Below are 17,125 nucleotides of genomic sequence, written 5' to 3'. Positions count from 1 at the left end.
ATATATACCTAAAAAAATAAGGAAAGTCCCGCGCATCACTGCGCAGACATTCCTCCCTTAACACAAACTTTACAAAACTAGAATTGGTATATATTGGTTTTCGCAAGTTGCGAAAATAACAATATTCTTTTATTTGAACCTCATTTAACATAAATGTGATTCTTTATGTATGCAAAGTTAGCACTTTTTCTTAAAATCAAATTATAAAAAACGACCAAATAATTACACATTCTTTCCTTTATGCGCATTTCTTGTGTCTTCCTTCTTTTTTCTTATCTTTCCGGGGGTAAGCCCATATTGCTTTTTGCAAAACTCGATAAAATGAGGAATAGACGAGAAATGATACTCATCCGTTATTTCCTTGAACGTTTTTTCGGTCGAATGCAATTCTGTCAAAACCCTATCTGCTTTGTATTGGCTCAGCCATCGGTAAGGAGACTCGTTAAAGCTACGAGTAAACTTTTTGATAAATCCGGAAGTGCTGTAATTTACTATTTGAGCCAGCTCGGCTACATTTTTAACCTTTAGGCAATTTTCGAGTACTAACTTTTTAAAATAAACATCTTCTTTACCCAAAATAGGATATAAAAACCGGGCTAATAATTCTTTCGAATAATATGCCCTGAATATATAAAACAATTCTTCTCTTTTTATTTCGTAAAGATGAGCACAATTAACCCCATCCTTAATATAGGCCTCTAATAATTCGACGAATAACTTCATCTGATTATTAAAAGTCAGGGCGCACATGTTTTTATCGGAAGGTTCGTCGTAAAACGGATATAATTGTGTCATCGAAAAACTGGCGCACATCTGAACCTGCACACCCAGTCTGAGTGTCAGAAAACGGGAATTTGTTTTTGCTTTAGCCTTAAAAATGCAGTTTATAGGTATAAGAATAATCTTTTGTCCGGAGAGTGATTCATTTTCGAATCCATCAAACGATACAGATATTTCTCCTTCTATTAAAAACAGGAATACGCTCTCCCCAAAAACTTCCCGTTCAAAAGCTTCTCCTTTTTCTAACTGATGATTAAGAATTGGAGGACGATTTTTTTGATAATGAATGCACGACAGGTGCTCTTCTTTATATAATAAGCTCATAGTTTCTGAAGATATATACCTTCTACAAAGGTAATAAATATAAGGCTCTCATGGCGACTAATATGATTTTAGTTTGCCAACTGCTAAAAATGCGAAGTAAATTTAGCAAAAAAAGAGCAGAATTGCATATTTTCATTACATTTGCCAATAATTAAATATTGAACTTTGTTCTGTATTTTATCTTCGAATCCAAAAAAAACTATTGTGAAGAATCTGATAACGCGCATACTGACAGGCATAGTTTTTGTCGCAGTTCTTTTAGGGAGCATATTATATAACCAATACACATTTGCTATTGTGTTAGGTACAATCCAGATACTTGCTTTAATAGAGTTTTACGGGCTATTAAGCAATAATGCAGGAGTAAAAACAAGCAAATACCTAAACATAGTCGGTGGTTTTCTGCTCTTTGCCGGAGCTTTTCTTTATTTTTCGGGAGTAGAATCTTCGCTGATAGTTGTTGTTCCCTACATTCTTTACCTGTTGATATTATTTGCCTCCGAACTGTATTTAAAACGTGCTAACCCGTTAGAATCGCTGGCGTATTCACTTTTGGGACAAATATATGTAGCTTTGCCCTATGCGCTACTCAGTTATATGGCTTTCGGGTACGAGTCCGGTGTTTATCACTCTGTTTACATTTTAGGGCTGTTTTTGTTTATCTGGGTAAACGACTCATTTGCATATCTGTTTGGTGTAACATTGGGTAAGCATCGAATGTTTGAACGTATATCGCCCAAAAAGTCGTGGGAAGGTTTTATAGGTGGAGCCGTTTCTGCCATTATTGCCTCTGTTATATTTGGGCACTACTTTACGGGCTTAAGCTTATGCCAGTGGATAGGATATGCCTCTGTTGTTGTTGCAGCCGGAACTTTAGGCGACCTCATAGAGTCGTTGTTTAAAAGGACTATTAAAGTAAAAGATTCGGGTAAAATGTTACCGGGACATGGCGGAGTGCTCGACCGCTTCGACAGTATGATATTCGCAATACCGGCCTTATTTGTTTATTTAGAAGCAGTAAAATTCTTCTCTTAACTATTCTTATAGGCTAAAGGTGTAATCCCTATATGCTTTTTAAAGAAACGCCCAAAAAACGAGGGATTAGGGAAATTCAACTCTTCCGAGACTTGCAGAATAGTCAAATTAGTAGTCTTTAGCATGTATTTTGCCGATGCCATAAGGGCCTCGTTTATCCAAGCAAAAGCTGTGCGTCCTGTCACTTCTTTCAACACAGTTGATAAATACTTGGGAGTTATGCACATTTTATCGGCATAAAACTGTAAGCTTTTCTCCTGCTTATTATGATGAAGCAGCAACTTAAAAAAGCTTGACACCAATTCTTGCTGTCTTGATTCAATCGACGGTTTTTTATCTTCAAATTCGTCTTTCATCCGGCTATAGTACAACCCGCCTATTTCCGACAATAGCGCATATAACAATGCCTTTGCCATATCCTGCCTGTATGGATGATCGTTACGATTGTAATGTTTCACAACAAAGGAAAAGAATTCCGATAGATTTTCGCTTTCGGTTTCAGTGAGTTTTAAGCACGGCTGCCTTACCATGCTTCTGGATAGGTCTAAATTTGGGCGGGCGAAGTAATCGCCAAGAAAATCGACAGAAAAAAGCAGAAAATCGAGCTCCATGTCATCGCTGCAACTTAATAGTTCTGTCACAAAGTGTGGAAGAATAACGATAATAGTATTTTCATCCACATCGTATTCCATAAAATTCACTTTTGTTCGTCCTTTCCCTTTTCGGCAAAATATAAAAGCGATTCCATCAAAAACAATAGGATGCTCAATTGAAAGTAACGGCACGGTTATTGGCTCGTCCGAAATAACAAAGTTCCGCATAGCAAAAGGAGAAAATTCTTTTGACAAGTCTCCAACCTGTATCTTTTTCAGCTCCATAACTTTACGAAATATTTTTTATAAAACCAGTTTCTCTAACTTAGGCCTACTTTGTTAAACGCCATTCGGTTCCGCTCTTTCCGTCTTTAATTTCGAAGCCTATTTTAGCTAATTCATCTCTTATCTTGTCAGATGTAGCCCAGTCCTTGTTGGCTTTAGCCTGCGCGCGAAAATCCAGTAGCATATCAACGGCTTTTGAAAAAGCTTCGTAAGCATTGTTGTTTCCGCTAACACTTTCGTCCTTCATTCCTAATATGTCGTACAGGAATGTGTTAAACAACTTTTTCAGTTCTGTTATATCATCTGCTGTCAACAATAGCTTTCCGTCAAGTGCCGAATTTATAATTGTTGCTGCTTCAAATAAATGAGATATAACAACAGCAGTATTCAAATCGTCGTTCATGGCTTCGTAGCATCTTTGGTGCAGACTTTTTACATCTGCCAACGACGAATTGCCCAAGACTATCTTGTCGATTTTCGAATAAGCTTCAAGCAAACGGCTAAAGCCTTTTTCCGAAGCCTGCAAAGCTTCGTTGCTAAAATCTACAGTACTGCGGTAATGTGCCTGTAATATAAAGAAACGAATAGTCATTGGCGAATAGGCCTGCGTTAACGACGGATGGTTTCCTGTAAAAAACTCCTCGAGCGTAATAAAATTACCGAGAGATTTTCCCATCTTTTGCCCGTTTACGGTAATCATATTGTTATGCATCCAGTATTTTACAGCCTGATGCTTTTGAGATGCTGTATTTTGTGCTATTTCGCATTCGTGATGCGGAAACATTAAGTCCAGACCTCCACCATGTATATCAAACTCCGATCCTAAATATTTTATACTCATGGATGAACATTCGATATGCCAACCCGGAAATCCATCGCTCCAAGGCGACGGCCATCTCATTATGTGTTCGGGGGAAGCTTTTTTCCATAAAGCAAAATCAAGACTGCAATGCTTTTCGTTCTGTCCGTCAAGTTCGCGTGTGGTATTCAGTAAATCTTCGATATTGCGATGCGACAAAATTCCATAGTTGTAATCTTTGTTGTATTTACGCACATCGAAATATACCGATCCTTGGCTTTCGTAAGCATATCCGTTGTTCAATATTTCTTTTATTGTAGCAACCTGTTCGATAATATGCCCCGAAGCCGAAGGCTCTATCGATGGTGGCAAAACATTTAGTGCCTCCATTGCCTTACGATAACGCACTGTGTAATATTGTACAACTTCCATTGGTTCAAGCTGTTCGAGCCTTGCTTTCTTCGATACTTTATCTTCTCCTTCATCAGCATCATTCTCCAAATGGCCTACATCTGTTATGTTGCGCACATAACGCACTTTATAACCCAGATGAGATAGGTAACGGAATAGTAAATCGAAAGTTATTGCCGGACGTGTGTGTCCCAAATGTGGGTCGCCATAAACGGTAGGTCCACAAACATACATTCCTACACGTGGTGCATGCAACGGTTCGAACAATTCTTTCTGACGGGTTAGAGTATTGTAAATAAAAAGCTTCTGATCCATTTTTCTTATGCTTTATTCTTTCATTAACAGAATTGCAAAAATAAGAATAAATAAAATGTATCGGTACTAAATACTCTATAAAAAAGGAGAAGGAACCTTATACGGGTTCCTTCCTCAATGCGTTTGCTTAAATTTATTTAAGCTCAATTTCCTGCTTCAGGTCAATTTCTTCTTTGTTCTGATCGTAAAAATGATATTCTAAAAAAGCGAGGCTCTGATTGGGTATTATTTTCATACTCATTGTGTAGCGCCACTTCCATTTCCATTTCAACGAAAGAAATCCCTGATTAATAAATGCTGCAATATAAGGATGTACATGCAGGGTGAATTTCTTCACATTCAGTTTGTTTACTAGGTAGCTAATTTTATGTTGTAAGCTATCGGTGAATAAAATCGACGGCTTAATTTCTCCCTTGCCAAAACAGGTAGGGCAAGTTTCGGTTGTGTTAATTTCCATTTCGGGCCTTACCCGTTGTCTGGTTATTTGCATTAGCCCGAATTTGCTCAATGGCAGAATGTTATGTTTGGCTCTGTCGTTGGCCATCAATTCCTGCATTTTTGCAACTAATTTGCTTCGGTGCTCGCCATCGGTCATGTCAATGAAATCGATAACAATAATTCCACCCATATCCCTAAGCCTTAGCTGGCGGGCTATTTCTTCGGCCGCAGCAGAGTTTACTTCCCATGCATTATTCTCCTGTCCTTGCTGCTGAGCTTTTGTTCGGTTGCCGCTATTCACATCGACAACATGCAGAGCCTCTGTGTGCTCTATGATAAGATAGGCTCCATTCCGAAAAGTCACGGTTTTGCCAAAAAGTGCCTTAATTTGCTTCGTTACAGCAAAATTATCGAAAATAGGCAGCTCTCCCGAATACATTTTCACAATGTCTTTTTTATCAGGAGCTATAAGTGTTATGTAATCTTTTACTTGGTTGTAAATGTCTTTGTCATTTACATGTATTTCCTGAAAAGAAGGATTAAATACATCGCGTAAAAGAGCTACTATACGTGCCGTCTCTTCGTATACCAATACAGGCAACTTGTTCTTTTGTATTTTTGGCAGGTTGTCTTCCCAGCGTTTCACAAGCACTTTTAGTTCCGAATCTAGTTCGGCAACTTTCTTCCCTTCGGCAACAGTTCTCACTATAACGCCAAAGTTTTTAGGTTTTATGCTCTGGATCAACTGCCTCAAACGTGCACGCTCTTCTTTTGAGGTTATTTTTTGAGAAACCGACACCTTGTTATTAAATGGTATCAGTACCAAAAAACGTCCGGCAAAAGATAGTTCGGAGGTTAATCGGGGGCCTTTAGTCGATATTGGTTCTTTTGCTACCTGAACCAAAATTTCCTGTCCCACCTTCAATACATCTGTAATGCTTCCATCTTTGTCGATGTCGGCATCCATTTGTGTTTTAGATATTTGAGGAAACTTTTTTTTGTCGGCTAAAGCCTGTTTATAAAATTTATCTACCGAGTTAAACTGAGGACCTAAGTCCAAATAGTGAAGAAAAGCGTCCTTCTTGTACCCTATATCAATAAAAGCAGCATTCAGGCCAGGCATAAGCTTTTTTACTTTGCCGGCATAAATACTACCAACTGTAAAAGAGACATCTCTTGCTTCCTTTTGCAGCTCTACGAGTTTTTTATCCTCCAGAACAGCAATCGAAACCTCTTTAGGTTGGGCATCAATAATTAGTTCGCTAGTCATAATTTACTATCATTCAATCTTTCTCTTCACAATTAAAACCCTTTGGTGATGGGTTTGTTCAAATAAACAAAAGAACAAACCTAAAATCTGCAAGATATATTTAAGTTTGTTCTTCAATCTCTTCATAATTATAAGATTAAGAATGTCCGTTTAGAAGCCTTTTGACAGACTCCTAAACTTCTGCCTTAAAACTTATTTTTTCTTTTTATGACGATTCTTTCTAAGTCTTTTTTTTCTCTTGTGAGTTGACATTTTATGTCTTTTCCTTTTTTTACCGCTTGGCATAATATAATGTTTTACAGTTAATAATTTATTTTTTTACCTGGTTTACAAATGTTTTAGCAGGCTTGAAAGCCGGGATGTTGTGTTCCGGTATGATTATAGTTGTATTTTTTGATATATTGCGAGCTGTTTTTTGTGCTCTTTTTTTAACAATAAAGCTACCGAAACCTCTTAAGTATACATTCTCTTCGTTGCTCAACGACGTTTTAACAACTTCCATAAAAGATTCTACTGCGTTAAGTACTGTAGCTTTGTCGATACCGGTATTCTTCGCGATCTCGTTTACAATATCTGCCTTTGTCATTTCTCTATTTTATTTAAATTGGTTGATTATTACTAATTTTTTGGACTGCAAATATATAGCTTTTTTATTTACCTTTGAAAAATAAATTGTCATTTTTGCTGAAAATCCTGCTTTTTTTCAAAAAGCGCACTAAAACAGTCATTAAACAGTTAATATACTTAATAAAAAGGCTTTAGATTCTTTTTTTTTGAGGGTGATAATTTTTGTTGTTATCTTCGAAATTACATTTTAATACAGCATTGCAACAATGAAAAATTCCATTATAAGCTCAAATCTTATAAAATGGTACAACAATAACAAGCGTCTTTTGCCTTGGCGGGAAGCGACGCAGCCATACTCTATCTGGATATCAGAGGTTATACTGCAGCAAACAAGGGTAGATCAAGGGCTCGGCTATTACAACAGGTTTATAAAACGTTTCCCCGATATTCAAACATTGGCCGAAAGTAGCGAAGATGAAGTATTAAAACTGTGGCAGGGGTTAGGTTATTATAGCAGAGCCCGCAATTTGCATTATGCGGCAAAAGATGTAATGAGCCGCTTTGACGGGATATTTCCCAAGCAATATAAGGATGTGTTGTCGCTTAAAGGTATTGGCGAATATACTGCATCTGCTATCATGTCTATATCATACAATCAGCCTTATGCCGTGGTAGACGGAAATGTATTCAGAGTGCTATCCCGATTATTTGCAGTAGACACTCCCATAGATACAACAAAGGGAAAAAAGCTTTTCTCGGAATTGGCTCAAGAGCTTATCGATCGCAAAGATCCGGGTACATATAATCAGGCAATAATGGAACTGGGCGCATTGCAATGTGTGCCAATGAATCCGGATTGTAATAAATGCCCGTTAGCAGAACAGTGTTTGGCATTCGCTTCGGGCAATACCAAAGCATTTCCCGTAAAGCAAGGAAAAACAAAAGTAAGTAATCGTTATTTTAATTATTTCGACGTTTCCGACAAACAATACACTTATATAAGGCAGCGAAAAGGTGACGATATATGGAAGAATCTGTACGAACTACCTCTTATTGAAACTTCAACCGAGTGTAATATTGAAGAACTATTGTTAAGTAACCAATTAATAAAGCTATTAGGTAGTAGTATTCAATTAAAATTTGTTAGACAAATAAAACATGTGCTATCGCATCGTATTATATATGCTAATTTTTATAAAGCGGAAGCTCCCGATAACAGTCTGTCAGAGAACGGGTATACTAAAATACTACTGCCCGAACTGCAAAATTATGCTATTTCGCGCCTGACGCATAAGTATATTGAGGATTGTAAATAACATTCGGATTTTGTACTTTTAAGCTTTCAAAAAACAATTTCATTATGGATAAATATAAAATTCTCTTTGTCTGTCTGGGAAACATATGCCGTTCGCCTGCCGCCGAAGGAATTATGAAAGAGTTTGTTTATAAAGAGAAACTGCAAAATAAAATAGAAGTAGATTCGGCTGGAACATCGGGTTGGCACAATGGAGAACTACCCGATAAAAGAATGCGCGCTCACGGAGCTAAAAGAGGATATAATTTTAACAGCCTGTCGCGAAAGTTTACCCAAAACGATTTCGATAAATTCGATATCATTCTGGCAATGGACGACAGTAATTATGGCAATATAATGCGATTAAGCCTCGATTTGGAATCGCAAGGTAAGGTTTTTCGCATGGTCGATTTTTTACAGAAACTGAAACACGACCATATCCCCGATCCTTATTATTCAGGAGCAGAGGGCTTCGAACTTGTTCTCGACTTATTAGAGGATGCTTGTGAGGGTCTTCTCGAACATATTAAAAGTAGAATCAAATAAATAGCATAAAAAAAACAGTAATGGAAAATAGAATAACATCTTTGTTCGGCATAAAATACCCGATTATTTCGGGCGGAATGGTTTGGTGTAGTGGCTGGCGGCTGGCTTCTGCTGTTAGCAATGCCGGAGGTTTAGGGCTGCTTGGCGCAGGCTCTATGTACCCCGAAGTTCTGCGCGAACACATCCGTAAGTGTAAAGAGGCTACAAACAAGCCGTTTGGAGTAAATGTGCCACTTATGTATCCGAATGTTGAAGAAATAATGGATATTATTATATCGGAAGGCGTAAAAGTTGTTTTCACTTCGGCCGGAAATCCAAAAACATGGACGAAAAAACTTCAGGAAAACGGTATAATTGTAGCACATGTAGTTTCTAGTTCGAAATTTGCCCTAAAATGTCAGGAAGCCGGAGTGAACGCTGTTGTTGCCGAAGGATTTGAAGCCGGAGGTCATAACGGACGGGAGGAAACCTCTACGATGGTGCTTATCCCTCAAGTAAAACAAAGCCTCGAAATTCCATTGATTGCCGCCGGAGGTATCGCCACCGGAGGTGCCATGCTTGCCGCTTTTGCGTTAGGTGCCGAAGGTGTTCAGGTTGGGTCGCGCTTTGCTCTGACACAGGAGAGTTCTGCATCAAAAGAATTTAAAGAAATATGCATCGAGCTTAAAGAAGGCGACACCGTTCTTTCGCTAAAAAAAGTTAGCCCCACACGGTTGGTTAAAAACCAGTTCTATCAACAAGTGCAAGAGGCCGAAGATCGTGGCGCTACAGGCGACGAATTACGTGAGATACTAGGTCGGGGGCGTTCGAAGAAGGGGATATTTGAAGGAAACCTTGTTGACGGAGAATTGGAAATAGGACAAGTATCGTCTTTAATAACAACAATACCGACTGTATCAGAAGTGATAGAAGACATGATTGAGGATTTTAATAAAGGAGTAGAAAAGATAAGCAAGCTGTCTTTCTGATGCAATACGAACTGTTTCCGATGGAGAAACCCAAATACAAATTACTGAGTTTGTCGAGTGGTAGCAATGGCAATTGCTACTACCTCGGTACCTCGGAATACGGAATACTTATCGATGCCGGAATTGGTAGCCGCACAATAAGAAAATACCTTCGGGAATATGGTATTGCGCTGGAAACCATTGTTGCAGTATTAATCACACATGACCATGCCGACCACATGAAGTCGGTAAGTTACTTTGGCACCAAAATGAGCATTCCCGTTTATGCAACCTCTTCGGTTCACGACGGGATAGCACGTAGTCGTTACTGCGAAGAAAGATTATATGGGTCGAGGCGGGAAATAGAAAAAGACATACCCTTCAGCATCAAAGATATTCGGATTACCGCGTTTGATGTGCCTCACGATAGCATCGAGAACGTAGGTTATCACATAGAAATAAACGGACAAACAATTGTTTTGGCTACCGATGTGGGACGAATCACTGAAAAAATAACTCACTACGCAAGCAAAGCAAACCATCTGATTATTGAAGCCAATTACGACGAAGCGATGCTTCAGGCAGGAAGTTATCCCTATTATCTTAAGCAACGAATAGTATCGGGGTCGGGACACTTAAGCAACCGCCTGACCGGCGAGTTTCTTGCCGATATTTTCTGTAACAATCTTAACGAGATATGGCTCTGCCACCTCAGTAAAGATAATAATCTGCCCGAAATTGCTTTCAAAACTGTAGAAGAGAAGCTTTGCGACAAAGGTATAATAGTGGGCGAACACGTAGTTCTCAGGACATTGCAACGCGGAAAACCTTCGGGAGTTAAAGAGTTTTGAATGTAGCTAAAACAAACGCCCCTTTCGGTTTTTCATACAAATCAACCAATCGGTCTTTTCACACACATTTCTGTCTGTGTTGAAAACTTTAATATCTTTTTATCTGTTCAACTATTTAATTATAGTTATCTTTAAAATCCCTAATAAAACGACAGAGAGAAAGGTTTATATCATATGCAACCATTTGTTCATTTACATGTCCACTCGCAGTATTCGCTGCTCGATGGGCAAGCCAGCATACCGAAAATAGTAGACAAGGCAAAGGCCGATGGCATGAGAGCTGTTGCTTTAACCGACCATGGTTCTATGTTCGGCATAAAAGAATTCGTTAACTACATAAATAAAAAAAACGCACCTGTAAACGCCGATATTAAGGATATAAAAAAAGCAATATCCGAAGCGCAAAAAAACGGCGATCAAGCTCAGACAGAAGAATTATCGAAAACCTTACAAGAAAAAGAATCTAAAATATTTAAGCCTATAATTGGCTGCGAATGTTATGTCGCCCGCCGTACCCGTCAGTCAAAAGAAGGGAAACAGGATATGAGCGGATACCATCTTCTGGTTCTTGCAAAAAACAAACAAGGATATAAAAACCTTATTAAGATGGTTTCGCAATCGTGGACAGAAGGCTTTTATATGCGTCCCCGTATAGATAAAGAGCTGCTGGAAAAATATCACGAAGGGCTGATTGTTGCTTCGGCATGTTTAGGAGGAGAAATACCTAAAAGAATAACAGCCGGAGAAACGGAGGAAGCCGAAAAGGCGGTAATGTGGTTTAAAGATTTGTTCGGAGATGATTTTTACCTCGAAATGCAGCGTCACAAGGCCTCTCGCCCCGATGCAAACACCGAAGCTTACCCCTTGCAGGAACGTGTAAATAAAGAACTTGTCAGGTTGAGCGAAAAATTCGGGGTAAAGCTAATAGCCACAAACGATGTTCACTTTGTTGATGAATCTGACGCCGATGCTCACGACAGGCTTATCTGTTTAAGTACAGGCAAGGACTTCGACGATCCGAAAAGGATGATGTATACAAAGCAAGAATGGCTAAAAACTACAGCCGAGATGAATCAGCTTTTTAGCGATATGCCTCAAGCTCTTGCTACAACAAATGAAATAGCTGATAAAATTGAGATATATTCTATCGACTCAGGTCCTTTAATGCCATTTTTCGATATTGATCCATCGTTTGGGACGGAAGAGCAATATAAAGCAAAATACAGCGAAGCTGATCTTATCGAAGAATTTACCGAAGATACTTATAAGCGTTTAGGAGGCTACAATAAAGTTATCCGTATTAAACTCGAAGCCGACTATCTCGAACACCTCACAATGATTGGTGCGGTAAAACGCTACGGAGAAGACATGAACGCAGATACTAAAGAACGCCTTAGTTTTGAACTCGATACAATGAAAAAGATGGGATTTCCCGGTTATTTTCTCATTGTTCAGGATTTTATTACTGCTGCACGTGGTATGGGTGTTGCCGTAGGTCCCGGAAGGGGGTCGGCTGCCGGGTCGGCTGTGGCTTACTGTCTTGGAATCACTGATATAGACCCTATAAAGTACGATTTGCTGTTCGAGCGTTTTCTTAACCCCGATCGTATATCGATGCCTGATATCGATGTGGACTTTGATGATGACGGACGAGGAGAAGTGCTGCGCTGGGTTACCGAAAAATATGGACAGGAACGAGTTGCCCATATAATAACCTATGGTACAATGGCAACAAAATCGGCAATCAAAGATGTTGCCCGTGTTCAGAAATTGCCACTTGCCGAATCGAACAGGTTGGCCAAACTTGTGCCGGATAAAATACCCGACAAAAAGAAAGTTACACTGAGGGATGCTATCGAATATGTTCCTGAGTTGAAAGAGGCAATGAACAGCCACGACAAGGTTATGACCGATACCTTGAAGTATGCCCAAATGCTTGAAGGAAACGTTCGTAACACCGGAGTGCATGCTTGTGGTGTGATTATCGGGCAGCAAGCAATATCCGACATCGTGCCTGTAAGTACGGCAGAAGATAAGGAGTCGGGAGAGACTATACTTGTAACGCAATACGAAGGTTCGGTTATCGAAGAAACGGGGTTGATAAAAATGGACTTCTTAGGCTTGAAAACCCTATCGATTATCAAAGAAGCCCTTGAGAATATTTATCATACTACCGGCGAACGAATAAATATTGACACAATTTCGCTCGAAGACGAAAAAACCTACGAATTATATAGCTTAGGAAAAACTACCGGAACATTCCAGTTCGAGTCTGCCGGTATGCAAAAATACCTGAAGGAACTTCAACCTACCAAGTTTGAAGACCTTATTGCCATGAATGCCCTTTACCGTCCGGGGCCAATGGATTATATTCCATCGTTTATTGCCCGCAAACATGGCAGGGAAGAGATTGTTTACGATATCCCCATTATGGAACGGTATCTGGACGATACTTATGGCATTACAGTGTATCAGGAACAGGTCATGCTTTTATCGAGACTATTAGCCGATTTTACCCGCGGACAATCCGACGAGTTACGTAAAGCTATGGGTAAAAAGCTCATCGACAAGATGAATGCCCTAAAAGAAAAATTCTTATCGGGGGGGAAAGCGAACGGACACGATGAAAAAATACTAAATAAAATTTGGGGCGACTGGGAAAAGTTCGCATCGTATGCTTTTAATAAATCGCATGCAACATGTTATTCGTGGGTTGCTTATCAAACAGCGTGGCTAAAAGCCAATTACCCTTCGGAATACATGGCTGCAGTACTGTCGCGAAACTTGTCGAATATTACCGAAATCACAAAATTCATGGACGAGTGTAAAGCCATGGAGATTAACGTGTTGGGGCCCGATGTAAACGAGTCGTTCCTCAAATTCTCGGTAAATAAGGCGGGCGATATACGCTTTGGACTTGCTGCAATCAAAGGCGTGGGCGAAGGCGCCGTAAACAATATTGTAGAAGAACGAAATGCAAACGGACCCTTCAAGGATATATTTGACTTTGTCGAACGTATAAATCTAACATCGTGCAATAAGAAAAATATAGAAGGTCTGGCTTTGGCCGGAGCATTTGACAACTTCGTGGAAATTAGTCGCGAACAGTTTTTTGCTATAAGTGTAAAAGGCGAAACCTTTATTGATATGCTTATTCGTTACGGCAATAAATATCAGGCCGATAAATCGCAGGCTACGAACTCGCTATTTGGGGACGACACATTTTTCGATATTGCCCGCCCTGATATTCCTCAGGCCGAAAAGTGGTCTGATCTGGAACGCCTAGGTAAAGAACGCGAACTTATAGGTATATACCTGTCTGCTCATCCTCTTGACGAATATACAATTATACTAAAATATGTATGTAATATTTCGGTTACCGAGCTGGAGGATAAAGAAGCGCATCAGAACAAGGAAATAAATTTTGGCGGACTAGTATCGGATATAAGGGAAGGAATTACCAAAAGAGGGCATCCTTACATGATAATAAAGGTTGAAGACTTTAATGGCAGCGGAGAGGTTGCATTGTTTGGCGACGATTATATTAACTTCGGACGTTATGGACGCAAAGGGCTATATATATATGTAAAAGGAAGAATACAACCACGAAAATTCGACCAAACCCAATTCGAATTAAAAATAAATTCGATAAGTCTTTTACCCGACGTAAAAGATCAATTGGTTGAAAAAATAACCATTGCATTACCTTTGCACGATTTAAATGCCCAAATGATAGACGAGTTGTCTACCTTATTGAAAGGTACGGAAGGTAATACCCTTCTCTATTTTGATGTTGTAGACGGAGAACGAAATATGAAGATCGAGTTATTTGCCCGAAGCTTGAAAATAAATGTACATAAAGATTTGATCGACTATCTGGAAGGTAACGATAGTATAGTATTTAAAGTTAATTAGCGTTGTCGAACTTTATAAACAACACAATTGTTATATTTTAGCAAAGGTAATGACCGGCTAAAACTATTGTTGTTTTGCATATCAAATTGTTTGATTATTTTTGCGTACAAATTTAGAACTGAAGAATAATTATATATAAAGAAATAGAGAGGAAATTACATTATGGCACTTGAAATTACAGATGCAACTTTTGAAGAACTATTGAAATCGGACAAGCCTGTTGTTATTGATTTTTGGGCAGAATGGTGTGGTCCATGCCGTATGATAGGCCCTATCATCGAAGAATTGGCTAACGAATATGCCGACAAAGTTACAATTGGGAAAGTAGATGTTGATAATAATGACGACATTACTTCGAAGTATGGTATACGCAATATACCTACAATTTTATTTATCAAAAACGGAGAAGTGGTAGATAAACAAGTTGGGGCAGCCCAAAAATCGGCATTAGTAGAAAAAATTAATAATTTATTGAAGTAAGTTATTAATCAGATAGTATCAAATAAAAAAGGTGTACTTACTGTACACCTTTTTGTTTGTATAATAGCATTATGCCTTAAAAAACGAAGCTTGCTCCAAAAAGACAGTTGTTAAGATCGAAGTCAAAACCAAATTCATTGATTTTAAGATCATTGCCTACTTTTGGTGATAGCTTTGTATTTTGGTATCCTAAGAAACCAAATTTGGCAGTTAAAACAACTTTGTCCGAAACATTCAAAGCTATACCTGGTCTAAATCCAACATCAAATATCGTAGCCTTCAAATCTGTATCTTTATTTTTTGCTTGAGAAAACCCAACACCTCCGTCAACAAAGATACCACCAATACTTCCTTTTAAAACAGAATAACGTACAAATGGATTAATAACAAACCCTTGCACTTTACCTTGGATTTCTTCACTAGCTAAGAGGTCTTCTATATCTACTTCTGTTTGTTGGAAGCCAACAACTATACCAACTCCAATTTTATCATTAACCACGTAACCAAATTCTGGTAAAATTTTATAGTTCAGATAATCTTCATCAAATTCACCAACTTTTACACTTGTAGAAGAAAGACCTACTGAACCACCAACCCACATTTTACCTGGTTCTAATGCCGAAGCTGTAGTAACAACACCTAGAGATAGTGCTAGAGCGAATAAAATTTTTTTCATAAGTTTAAAATTTAATTAATAATTAAGTAATTAATCGGGGGTAAAAATAATAAGTATTATTATAATATCAATGGCTACTAGCAAGAAAATAAGGCGTTTGCGATACAAGTGAACGATAGTTCATTGTGTCGCAATGTTTTGCGGAAAGGTTAAAATTACCTAATGCTCGTTTTTTTACTTATAGATTAAATAAAATAATCGATCTTCATCCAATATCTCATTGGCAACTTCCTGTAGATCGGCTGCCGATATCGACTCTATTTTTCTTCCAGTTTCAGCTAAGCTGTCAAAATGATTGTAGTGCATAAAGCTTTTGCCCAAAACCAACGATAAATTTTCATGATTATCCGTCGAAATCCCTATTTGCCCTATCAATTGTCTTTTTGCCGCAACAAGTTGGGACGTACTTAGTTTACTATCCCTCAACTTCTTCAACTCGCTATATACAAGTTTTAGACATTTATCGACATTCTGTTTGTCAGAGCCAAAATAGATAGACATAAAACCCGTATCGGTATACGATGTTACGCTCGACTCTACATTATAAACATAACCCCGTTTTTCCCTAAGCGATATATTAAGGCGGCTATTCATACCCGGACCACCTAATATATTATTGAGCAGAGATAACGTTTTCCTCTTTTTATCGTGCAGATTATACGACCGACTACCAATAAGCACATGCGCCTGTGTTGTATCTTTTTCTACAATCTGTTTCACTATAGGAGCATTGATCGGTATAACCCTATTACTGGTGTGCTCTGAGGTATGTAAATGCGACAAATATTTTTCGGCAAGCCTTACTATCTTCTTAAAATTGGTTTGCCCCAACGAGAAAAACACAATATTATCGAACTTATAATTTTGCGCAACAAAACGTTTTGCTTTATTCGAATCGAAAGTATTCAGAGAAGCCGCATCTCCCAATATATTATGCCCTAATTGAGAGCCGTTAAAAATAAGATTTTCAAAATCATCAAAAATCAATTCCGAGGGGCTGTCTTCATACGAATTTATTTCGTCCAGAATAACATCAATTTCTTTTTCTATTTCACTTTCGGGAAACTCCGAATTAAAAGTAAGATCGGTAAGCAATTCGAAAGCACGTTCGAAATGCGGCTCAAGAAAAACCGAATAAATAGCAGTTTCTTCTTTGTTGGTGTAAGCATTCAATTCTCCGCCAACAGCTTCCATCCTGTTTATAATATGGTACGAACGCCGTTTTTTTGTGCCTTTAAAAAGCATATGTTCAACAAAATGAGCCATACCGTGCTCACTCGGTAGTTCGTCTCTTGTGCCTGTATTGATAAAAAATCCACAGTACGAAACATTTGTCAATAACGGTTTATGAATAATTCGCAAACCGTTTTTTAGTGTATATGATTGATAATCGGACATTCGTATAACTATTTGCATGAAAAACGAGGTTCCCCTTTGCCGGTAAATACAAAACAGTGAAATTGCAGCTGTAGGTATTCATTGCAACAAACCTCATTTGGAACACAAAGATAAACAAAGAATTGGCTTAATGCCGCTCTAAATCAAATGCAACACTTTGTTTCCTACATAACAAGAATTTTTAACTTCATTGAACCACAA

At 38.4% G+C, this 17,125-nt stretch carries 14 protein-coding genes; 7 read left to right on the top strand and 7 right to left on the bottom strand.

Annotated features, from left to right (window positions below; genetic code table 11):
* Nucleotides 1–222: 222 nt before the first annotated feature.
* Nucleotides 223–1,104: an AraC family transcriptional regulator gene (locus D0T53_RS04645; RefSeq protein WP_163265563.1), complete on the bottom strand. Its 882-nt coding sequence runs from the start codon at nucleotides 1,102–1,104 to the stop codon at nucleotides 223–225.
* A gap of 201 nt (nucleotides 1,105–1,305) precedes the next feature.
* Here D0T53_RS04645 and D0T53_RS04640 point away from each other — a divergent pair, with 201 nt between their 5' ends.
* Nucleotides 1,306–2,139, top strand: a complete 834-nt coding sequence (locus D0T53_RS04640) for a phosphatidate cytidylyltransferase (protein ID WP_163265640.1) — start codon at nucleotides 1,306–1,308, stop codon at nucleotides 2,137–2,139.
* Here the strand turns inward: D0T53_RS04640 and D0T53_RS04635 are convergent.
* From D0T53_RS04635 to D0T53_RS04620, 4 genes are all read right to left on the bottom strand, one after another.
* Nucleotides 2,136–3,017, bottom strand: coding sequence for an AraC family transcriptional regulator (locus D0T53_RS04635; protein ID WP_163265561.1), 882 nt, complete (start codon nucleotides 3,015–3,017; stop codon nucleotides 2,136–2,138). The two genes, D0T53_RS04640 and D0T53_RS04635, sit on opposite strands and share 4 nt — an antisense overlap.
* A 46-nt stretch (nucleotides 3,018–3,063) precedes the next feature.
* On the bottom strand, nucleotides 3,064–4,542 hold the full coding sequence (cysS, locus tag D0T53_RS04630) for a cysteine--tRNA ligase (RefSeq protein ID WP_163265559.1): 1,479 nt from the start codon (nucleotides 4,540–4,542) through the stop codon (nucleotides 3,064–3,066).
* A gap of 133 nt (nucleotides 4,543–4,675) precedes the next feature.
* On the bottom strand, nucleotides 4,676–6,250 hold the full coding sequence (locus D0T53_RS04625; RefSeq protein ID WP_163265557.1) for an Rne/Rng family ribonuclease: 1,575 nt from the start codon (nucleotides 6,248–6,250) through the stop codon (nucleotides 4,676–4,678).
* A gap of 310 nt (nucleotides 6,251–6,560) precedes the next feature.
* Entirely contained in the window at nucleotides 6,561–6,836 is a 276-nt protein-coding gene (locus tag D0T53_RS04620; protein ID WP_163265555.1) for an HU family DNA-binding protein, read from the bottom strand.
* A 247-nt stretch (nucleotides 6,837–7,083) separates the two neighbouring features.
* On the opposite strand from D0T53_RS04620, the gene mutY reads away from it, so the two are divergent.
* The 6 genes from mutY (at nucleotide 7,084) to trxA (ending at nucleotide 14,850) form a co-directional block, all read left to right on the top strand.
* Nucleotides 7,084–8,133 carry an A/G-specific adenine glycosylase gene (mutY, locus tag D0T53_RS04615; protein WP_163265553.1) on the top strand — a complete coding sequence of 350 codons (1,050 nt, stop codon included), beginning with the start codon at nucleotides 7,084–7,086 and terminating at the stop codon, nucleotides 8,131–8,133.
* A 44-nt stretch (nucleotides 8,134–8,177) separates the two neighbouring features.
* Nucleotides 8,178–8,657: a low molecular weight protein-tyrosine-phosphatase gene (locus D0T53_RS04610; protein WP_163265552.1), complete on the top strand. Its 480-nt coding sequence runs from the start codon at nucleotides 8,178–8,180 to the stop codon at nucleotides 8,655–8,657.
* 20 nt (nucleotides 8,658–8,677) lie between these two features.
* A complete protein-coding gene (locus D0T53_RS04605) occupies nucleotides 8,678–9,625 on the top strand; it encodes a nitronate monooxygenase family protein (protein ID WP_185152971.1) in 948 nt (315 codons plus the stop codon).
* A complete protein-coding gene (locus D0T53_RS04600; protein ID WP_163265550.1) occupies nucleotides 9,625–10,455 on the top strand; it encodes an MBL fold metallo-hydrolase in 831 nt (276 codons plus the stop codon). The genes D0T53_RS04605 and D0T53_RS04600 overlap by 1 nt, the downstream gene beginning before the upstream one ends.
* Before the next feature lie 174 nt (nucleotides 10,456–10,629).
* Complete coding sequence (dnaE, locus tag D0T53_RS04595) at nucleotides 10,630–14,370, top strand: DNA polymerase III subunit alpha (protein ID WP_163265548.1); 3,741 nt, start codon at nucleotides 10,630–10,632, stop codon at nucleotides 14,368–14,370.
* A gap of 162 nt (nucleotides 14,371–14,532) precedes the next feature.
* Nucleotides 14,533–14,850, top strand: a complete 318-nt coding sequence (gene trxA, locus D0T53_RS04590) for a thioredoxin (protein WP_163265546.1) — start codon at nucleotides 14,533–14,535, stop codon at nucleotides 14,848–14,850.
* A gap of 76 nt (nucleotides 14,851–14,926) precedes the next feature.
* On the opposite strand, the gene D0T53_RS04585 is transcribed toward trxA, so the two are convergent.
* A complete protein-coding gene (locus tag D0T53_RS04585) occupies nucleotides 14,927–15,526 on the bottom strand; it encodes an outer membrane beta-barrel protein (protein ID WP_163265544.1) in 600 nt (199 codons plus the stop codon).
* 174 nt (nucleotides 15,527–15,700) lie between these two features.
* On the bottom strand, nucleotides 15,701–16,942 hold the full coding sequence (locus D0T53_RS04580; RefSeq protein ID WP_255489390.1) for a pitrilysin family protein: 1,242 nt from the start codon (nucleotides 16,940–16,942) through the stop codon (nucleotides 15,701–15,703).
* Nucleotides 16,943–17,125: the final 183 nt, after the last annotated feature.

It is taken from the genome of Dysgonomonas sp. 216 (assembly GCF_010501065.1).
Lineage (GTDB): Bacteria > Bacteroidota > Bacteroidia > Bacteroidales > Dysgonomonadaceae > QVMM01.
Note: the sequence above shows the minus strand (reverse complement) of the source record. Positions and strands in the feature narration are given on the sequence as shown.

What these genes read in the sequence shown, in the direction of transcription:
- D0T53_RS04620 (WP_163265555.1), bottom strand. Translation starts at nt 6,836, where the DNA reads ATGACAAAGGCAGATATTGTAAACGAGATCGCGAAGAATACCGGTATC.
- trxA (WP_163265546.1), top strand. Translation starts at nt 14,533, where the DNA reads ATGGCACTTGAAATTACAGATGCAACTTTTGAAGAACTATTGAAATCG.
- D0T53_RS04625 (WP_163265557.1), bottom strand. Translation starts at nt 6,250, where the DNA reads ATGACTAGCGAACTAATTATTGATGCCCAACCTAAAGAGGTTTCGATT.
- D0T53_RS04600 (WP_163265550.1), top strand. Translation starts at nt 9,625, where the DNA reads ATGCAATACGAACTGTTTCCGATGGAGAAACCCAAATACAAATTACTG.
- D0T53_RS04610 (WP_163265552.1), top strand. Translation starts at nt 8,178, where the DNA reads ATGGATAAATATAAAATTCTCTTTGTCTGTCTGGGAAACATATGCCGT.
- D0T53_RS04645 (WP_163265563.1), bottom strand. Translation starts at nt 1,104, where the DNA reads ATGAGCTTATTATATAAAGAAGAGCACCTGTCGTGCATTCATTATCAA.
- dnaE (WP_163265548.1), top strand. Translation starts at nt 10,630, where the DNA reads ATGCAACCATTTGTTCATTTACATGTCCACTCGCAGTATTCGCTGCTC.
- cysS (WP_163265559.1), bottom strand. Translation starts at nt 4,542, where the DNA reads ATGGATCAGAAGCTTTTTATTTACAATACTCTAACCCGTCAGAAAGAA.
- D0T53_RS04635 (WP_163265561.1), bottom strand. Translation starts at nt 3,017, where the DNA reads ATGGAGCTGAAAAAGATACAGGTTGGAGACTTGTCAAAAGAATTTTCT.
- mutY (WP_163265553.1), top strand. Translation starts at nt 7,084, where the DNA reads ATGAAAAATTCCATTATAAGCTCAAATCTTATAAAATGGTACAACAAT.
- D0T53_RS04605 (WP_185152971.1), top strand. Translation starts at nt 8,678, where the DNA reads ATGGAAAATAGAATAACATCTTTGTTCGGCATAAAATACCCGATTATT.
- D0T53_RS04585 (WP_163265544.1), bottom strand. Translation starts at nt 15,526, where the DNA reads ATGAAAAAAATTTTATTCGCTCTAGCACTATCTCTAGGTGTTGTTACT.
- D0T53_RS04580 (WP_255489390.1), bottom strand. Translation starts at nt 16,942, where the DNA reads ATGCAAATAGTTATACGAATGTCCGATTATCAATCATATACACTAAAA.